Origin of the sequence: Ideonella azotifigens, assembly GCF_006519715.1 — a bacterium.
Classification (GTDB): domain Bacteria; phylum Pseudomonadota; class Gammaproteobacteria; order Burkholderiales; family Burkholderiaceae_C; genus Ideonella; species Ideonella azotifigens.
Genome location: NZ_VIDT01000363.1, coordinates 1 through 5,565 on the forward strand (window position 1 = coordinate 1; position 5,565 = coordinate 5,565).

The 5,565-nt window shown below is 68.2% G+C and carries 8 protein-coding genes; 3 read left to right on the plus strand and 5 right to left on the minus strand.

What is annotated here, in order from left to right:
• Nucleotides 1-956: HD-GYP domain-containing protein (locus FKP22_RS19390; protein ID WP_141289350.1), on the plus strand; the 956-nt coding region annotated here is incomplete at its 5' end.
• 139 nt (nt 957-1,095) lie between these two features.
• On the opposite strand, the gene FKP22_RS19395 is transcribed toward FKP22_RS19390, so the two are convergent.
• Nucleotides 1,096-1,527, minus strand: a complete 432-nt coding sequence (locus FKP22_RS19395) for a DUF1841 family protein (protein ID WP_141289351.1) — start codon at nt 1,525-1,527, stop codon at nt 1,096-1,098.
• Between the two features lie 43 nt (nt 1,528-1,570).
• On the opposite strand from FKP22_RS19395, the gene FKP22_RS19400 reads away from it, so the two are divergent.
• A complete protein-coding gene (locus tag FKP22_RS19400) occupies nt 1,571-2,149 on the plus strand; it encodes a malonic semialdehyde reductase (RefSeq protein ID WP_141289352.1) in 579 nt (192 codons plus the stop codon).
• Nucleotides 2,146-2,901: a sulfite exporter TauE/SafE family protein gene (locus tag FKP22_RS19405; RefSeq protein ID WP_259372453.1), complete on the plus strand. Its 756-nt coding sequence runs from the start codon at nt 2,146-2,148 to the stop codon at nt 2,899-2,901. Before FKP22_RS19400 ends, FKP22_RS19405 begins: the two co-directional genes overlap by 4 nt.
• Here the strand turns inward: FKP22_RS19405 and FKP22_RS19410 are convergent.
• The 4 genes from FKP22_RS19410 to FKP22_RS19425 form a co-directional block, all read right to left on the minus strand.
• Nucleotides 2,878-3,516 carry a YceI family protein gene (locus FKP22_RS19410; protein WP_170200967.1) on the minus strand — a complete coding sequence of 213 codons (639 nt, stop codon included), beginning with the start codon at nt 3,514-3,516 and terminating at the stop codon, nt 2,878-2,880. The genes FKP22_RS19405 and FKP22_RS19410 overlap by 24 nt on opposite strands.
• Nucleotides 3,513-4,094: a YceI family protein gene (locus FKP22_RS19415; protein ID WP_141289357.1), complete on the minus strand. Its 582-nt coding sequence runs from the start codon at nt 4,092-4,094 to the stop codon at nt 3,513-3,515. Before FKP22_RS19415 ends, FKP22_RS19410 begins: the two co-directional genes overlap by 4 nt.
• 39 nt (nt 4,095-4,133) lie before the next feature.
• A complete protein-coding gene (locus FKP22_RS19420; protein ID WP_141289354.1) occupies nt 4,134-4,982 on the minus strand; it encodes a PhzF family protein in 849 nt (282 codons plus the stop codon).
• Nucleotides 4,979-5,565 (minus strand): aminotransferase-like domain-containing protein (locus FKP22_RS19425; RefSeq protein ID WP_141289355.1); only part of this gene is annotated, 587 nt, incomplete at its 5' end. The genes FKP22_RS19425 and FKP22_RS19420, both read right to left, overlap by 4 nt.

Genomic DNA, 5,565 nt, shown 5'->3' on the forward strand with positions numbered 1-5,565 from the left:
AGCCGGACCGCGACCTGAAAACCGAGCTCTCGCAGGCTGCGGCGCTCTACAAGGAGGGCCGGGCGCGTGTCGTGTCGATGTTCACTGAAGCCCGGCTGGGCAAGGCCGTGGACGCCGAGCAGTGCCTGCCGTTGGTCAACGACATTGCCGATTCGGTGTTCCGCAACCCTGGCGCGCTGGTCAGCCTGGCCCGGCTCAAGACCCAGGACGACTACACCTACATGCATTCGGTGGCCGTCTGCGCACTGATGGTGTCGCTGGGCCGAGAACTGGGCTTGGACGAGGCTGGCTGCCGGGATGCAGGCCTGGCCGGTCTGCTGCACGACCTGGGCAAGGCGGCAATGCCGCTGGACGTGTTGAACAAGCCCGGCAAGCTGACCGACGAAGAATTCACCGTGATGAAGTCGCACCCCGACCGCGGCCATGAAATGCTGCTGGAGGCCAAGGGCGCGAGTGCCGGCGCGCTGGACGTCTGCCTGCACCACCACGAGCGCATGGACGGCACCGGCTACCCGCACAAGCTGCCAGGCGAGCAGATCAGCCTGCTGGCGCGCATGGGCTCGGTCTGCGACGTCTACGACGCCATCACCTCGAACCGCCCTTACAAGGCCGGCTGGGACCCGGCCGAGTCGATTGCCAAGATGGCTTCGTGGCAGGGCCATTTCGACCCCAAGATCTTCCAGGCCTTCGTCAAGAGCCTGGGCATCTATCCGGTGGGCTCGCTGGTCAAGCTGCAGAGCGGCAAGCTGGCGGTGGTGGTGGACCAGAACCCCAAAGCCCTGGTGACCCCGATGGTCAAGGTCTTCTTCTCGACCAAGTCCCAGATGCCACTGAACCCGCAACTGCTGGACCTGGCCCGCTCGACCGACAAGATCGTCGGCCGCGAGAACCCGGTCACCTGGGGTTTCAAGCAATTGGATGAGCTGTGGGCCGGGGACAAGTTGCCGAAACGATAGGGCTTCGGTTTGGGTTCGCCTGCGTGAACTGAACCGTTCGCCCTGAGCTCGTCGAAGGCGGCGCAAGCCACCATGCCCTATGCAGGCTTCGACAAGCTCAGCCCGAACGGAAGGTGGGATCAGCCCGAACGGGGGCCGATCAGCGCGTCGCGCGGCGCCGCACCGCATCCAGGTACGCATGCCCGTCCGGCGGCAGGCCGCTGCGTTGTGAGGCCCACAGCATCTCGCCCAGGCAGTCCATGACCTCGTGCTGCGCATCGTGCAGCGAGTTGCGCTTGGCGGCCAGCAGTTCGACCGCCTGGCGGATGCCGCGCGGCTGGTCGATCGAAACCTGTTCGCTGATGCTCAGGTGCATGGACAGGTGCAGGAAAGGGTTGGTGCGCCCCTCGTCCACGTCGTAGACGGCGGCCAGCGCCGCTTCCACGTCGGCCAGCTCGGCGTGGTACTCCGGGTGCTCGGCGATCCAGCCGGCGGCCAGGGTCTCGATGGGCGAGAGCAATTCCCCGTTGCGCTGCTTGGCCAGGGTCTGGCAGAAGAAGTTGCGTACGTCGTGCTGGGAGGGCTGGAACATCCGAGAATTGTCGCTTCTTCGCCTTCCCACCGCCGAGCACCGCATGAATGTCACCACGGAACAGCTGTTCACCGAAGCCCGCACCGCCAGCGCCTACCTGCCCACGCCGGTGCCCGAAGCCACGCTGCGCGAGCTCTATGAGCTGACCAAGTGGGGTCCGACGGCGTCCAACAGCTCGCCGATGCGGCTGATCTTCGTCACGTCTGACGAAGCAAGGGCGAAGCTGGTGCCCTGCATGGCACCGGGCGGCAACCAGGCCAAGGTCGGCCAGGCGCCGGTGACGGCCATCGTCGGCATGGACATGGCGTTCTACGAGCACTTGCCCAGGCTCTACCCGCAGGTCGACTTCCGCAAGATGTTCATCGACAACCCGGCGCGGGTGCCGGACGCCGCGCTGCGCAACAGCAGTCTGCAAGGCGGCTACCTGATGCTGGCAGCCCGCGCACTGGGCCTGGACTGTGGCCCGATGGGTGGCTTCAACGCGGCCGCGGTGGATGCCGCCTTCTGGTCCGGCACCACGGTGCGCACCAACTTCATCTGCACGCTGGGCAAGGCCGACCCGGCTGGTGTGCGCCCACGCAACCCGCGCCTGAGCTTCGAGGAAGCCTGCCAGGTGCTGTGAACGAGCTGTTCGCGCACGGTTGGTCGTTCTATGCCATCGCCATCCCTGCGGTGGTGCTGATGGGCCTGTCCAAGAGCGGCTTTGGCGCAGGCTTCGGCGCGCTCGCGGTGCCGCTGCTGGCGCTGGTGGTGCCGGTGCCGCAGGCCGCGGCCATCATGCTGCCGCTGCTGGCGGTGATGGACGTGATGGGCCTGGCCGCGCTGGTGCGCGAGTGTGACCGTGGGCTGATCAAGCTGCTGCTGCCGGCCGGCCTGCTGGGCACGGCGATCGGCACGGTGCTGTTCGGCGTGCTGTCGGCCCACACGGTGGCCGGCGTCGTCGGCGCGATCACGCTGCTGTTCCTGGCCATCCGCCTGGTCTTCCCGCCAAAGGCAGACGCACCGCCACCGCCGCGCTGGCTGGGCTTTCTGCTCGGCACAGTCAGCGGCTTCACCAGCTTCGTGGCCCACGCGGGCGGCCCGCCGGTCAGCTTCTACGTGCTGCCGCTGCGGCTCTCGCCGATCAAGTTCACGGCGACCATGGCGGTCTTCTTCGCCGCGGTGAACCTGTCGAAGTGGATTCCCTATGCCTTCCTCGGCCTGATCGACACGCGCAACCTGTGGACCTCGCTGACGCTGGCGCCGTTTGCGCCGCTGGGCGTGTGGCTGGGCCTGCACGTCGTGCGGCGCATCAACCAGGTCTGGTTCTACCGCCTGTTCAACATCGGCATGGCGCTGACCGGCGGCAAGCTACTGTGGGACGCCATCCGCTGAAGGCCCCGTCGGCGGTGGCATCACCTCAGGCGCCATGTCCGCGGGCACCGCCACGGCAACGATCCGCACCTGCAAGGTCACCGCCATGCGCAGGCCCAGGTCCTTCCCGATGTCGATGCCGAACTCGTCGCGCTGCAGCGTGCCCACTGCGCTGGCGCTGCAGGCCTCGCGTTGCAGCGTGTCGTCCGGCCCGCAGCGAAAGGACTGGATGGCAAGCCGCAGCGGGCGCGTCACGCCATGCATCTGCAGCTCGCCTTCGACTGCGCCGGGCACACCGCCGATGAAATCCACCAGCCGACCCTGATAGCGAATCTCGGGAAAGCGGGCCGCGTCGAAGGCCATCGGCCCGCGGGCCAGGTCGTTCAGCATCGACAGGCCGAAGTCAAGGCTGTCTGCCGGCAGGCACACCGCCACCTGGCCTTGCCCGGCCTCGCGGTCCAGCAGCACTTCGCCTGTGCTGCGCGCAAGCTGGCCTTCGACCATCGACAGGCCCGCATCGGCCTCGACACTGGCCTGCGTGCGGGCCGGGTCCAGCGCGTAGCGCTGCGTTGCGGCCAGGCTGCCCTGGGACAGGCTGGCCACGGCCAGTCCCCATGCCACGCCCTTCAGTGTCACGGTGCCTGGATCGCTTCGATCTGGATGCGCAGCGTCACGTCCATCTTGAAGCCGTAGTCCTTGCCCGCGGCCATGCCGAACTCGTCGCGCTGGATCACCGCCAGCGCGTCGGCACCGCACACCTCGCGCTTGAACATCGGGTGCGGCATGCACTTGAAGCTGTTGATCACCAGTGCCACCGGTCGGGCCACGCCATGCAGGCGCAGCTCGCCTTCGACCGCGGTGGGCGCGCCATTGACGAACTTCACCAGTTTGCCCACGTAGGTGATGCTGGGGTATTTGGCGGTGTCGAACAGCATGTCGCCGCGCGCTGCCTTGTTCATCGCGTCCAGCCCGAAGTCCAGGCTTTCGGCGTCCATGCGCACCGTCACAGTGCCGGTGCCGGCTTCCTTGTCCAGCGTGATCTCGCCGGCGCTGCTGTTGAGCTTGCCGCGCCAGACCGACAGGCCGTTCAGGTGATCGGCCTCGAAGCTGGGGTAGGTGTGCGAAGGGTCGATCTCATAGCGCACCGGCGCTGCGTGGGCGCCAGCGGCGAGGGACGCGGCGGCGAACGCCGCGAGCAGGGGGTGTGGGCGGATGTGCATGGCCAGCATGCTGCCACAGCCCTGCCGCTCACATCAAAGCCGCACCTGGCCCTCGATGCAGCCAGCCACGTCGCCGCCCACCCACACCGTCTCGCCCTCGCGTTGCAGGTAGACCCGCCCCATGCGGCCCATGGCCGTGCCTTGTGAAACCACGTAGCTCGCAGGCGCCGCGCCGCTGTCCATCAACCATTGCGCCAGGCTGGCGTTCAGGCTACCGGTGACCGGGTCTTCGTTCACGCCGATAGCGGCGGCGAAGGCGCGCACTTCGAAGGTGGTGTCGGTGCCGGCGGGCTGCGGGGCGATCAGGCCCGCCTTCGCCAGAGGCTTCAGGCGGGCATGGTCGGGCGTCAGCGCCAGCAGGCGTGCGGCGCTGCGGGTTTGCAGGCCCAGCCAACGCGGGCCGTTGTCCAGCCACTGCGCGGCTACCAGTTCATCGGCCGGCAGCGCCAGGGCCTGCAGCACTTCGCTGAGCAGCCCGGCGTCCACCTCGCTGCGCTTGGAAGGCGGCGCGGCAAAGGCCAGGCGCGTGCCGTCTCGGCGAATGCTCACCAGGCCCAGCGCACACTGCTGCACCACCTCGGTTGCCTGCCGGGGCTGGCCGCCGGCACGCAGCCAGGCATGGCAGCTGCCCAGCGTCGGATGGCCGGCGAAAGGCAGCTCGCCACCCGGCGTGAAGATGCGCACGCGATAGTCGGCGCCCGGCTGCGTGGGCGGCAGCAGAAAGGTGGTTTCGCTGAGATTGGTCCAGCGCGCGAAGGCTGCCATCTGTGCGTCGCTCAGTCCGTCGGCGTCGTGCACCACGGCCAGGGGGTTGCCCCGCAGCGGTGTGTCGGTGAAGACGTCGAGCTGGCTGAACTGCCTGGACTGACCCGCTTCGCTCATGGCGTTTCCTGTGCCAGGTCCTCGAACAGGTGCTTCTTCAGCACGCCGCCCAGCGTCGCCACCGCGTAGCGGATCTCGTCGGGCGTCAGCGTCACGAAGGACAGGCGCATCGTGCGCGTGTCCGGCGCATGTGCGTAGAACGGCTCGCCCGGCACGAAGGCCACGCCGGCGGCGACGGCCTTGGGCAGCAGCGCCATCGCGTTGCAGCCTGCCGGCAGGCGCAGCCAGAAGAACATGCCGCCTTGCGGCGCGGCCCATTCGGTTCCGGCCGGCATGTGTTCGGTCAGGGCCTGGGCCATGGTGTCGCGCTGGGTCTTGTAGCGGGCGCGGATGGTCGGGATGTGCTGGTCCAGGAAGCCGTTGCGGATCACCTCGAACACCATGCGCTGGTTGAAGCTCGGCGTGTGCAGGTCGGCCGCCTGCTTGGCCTGCAGCAGCTTGGGTGTGAGCGCGGCGGGCGACACCACGTAGCCCAGGCGCAGGCCGGGCGCCAGCACCTTGGAGAACGAGCCCATGTAGACCGTGCCTTCGGGCCAGCGCGCGGCCAGCGGCGCGGCAGGGGCCTGGTCGAACCACAGGTCGC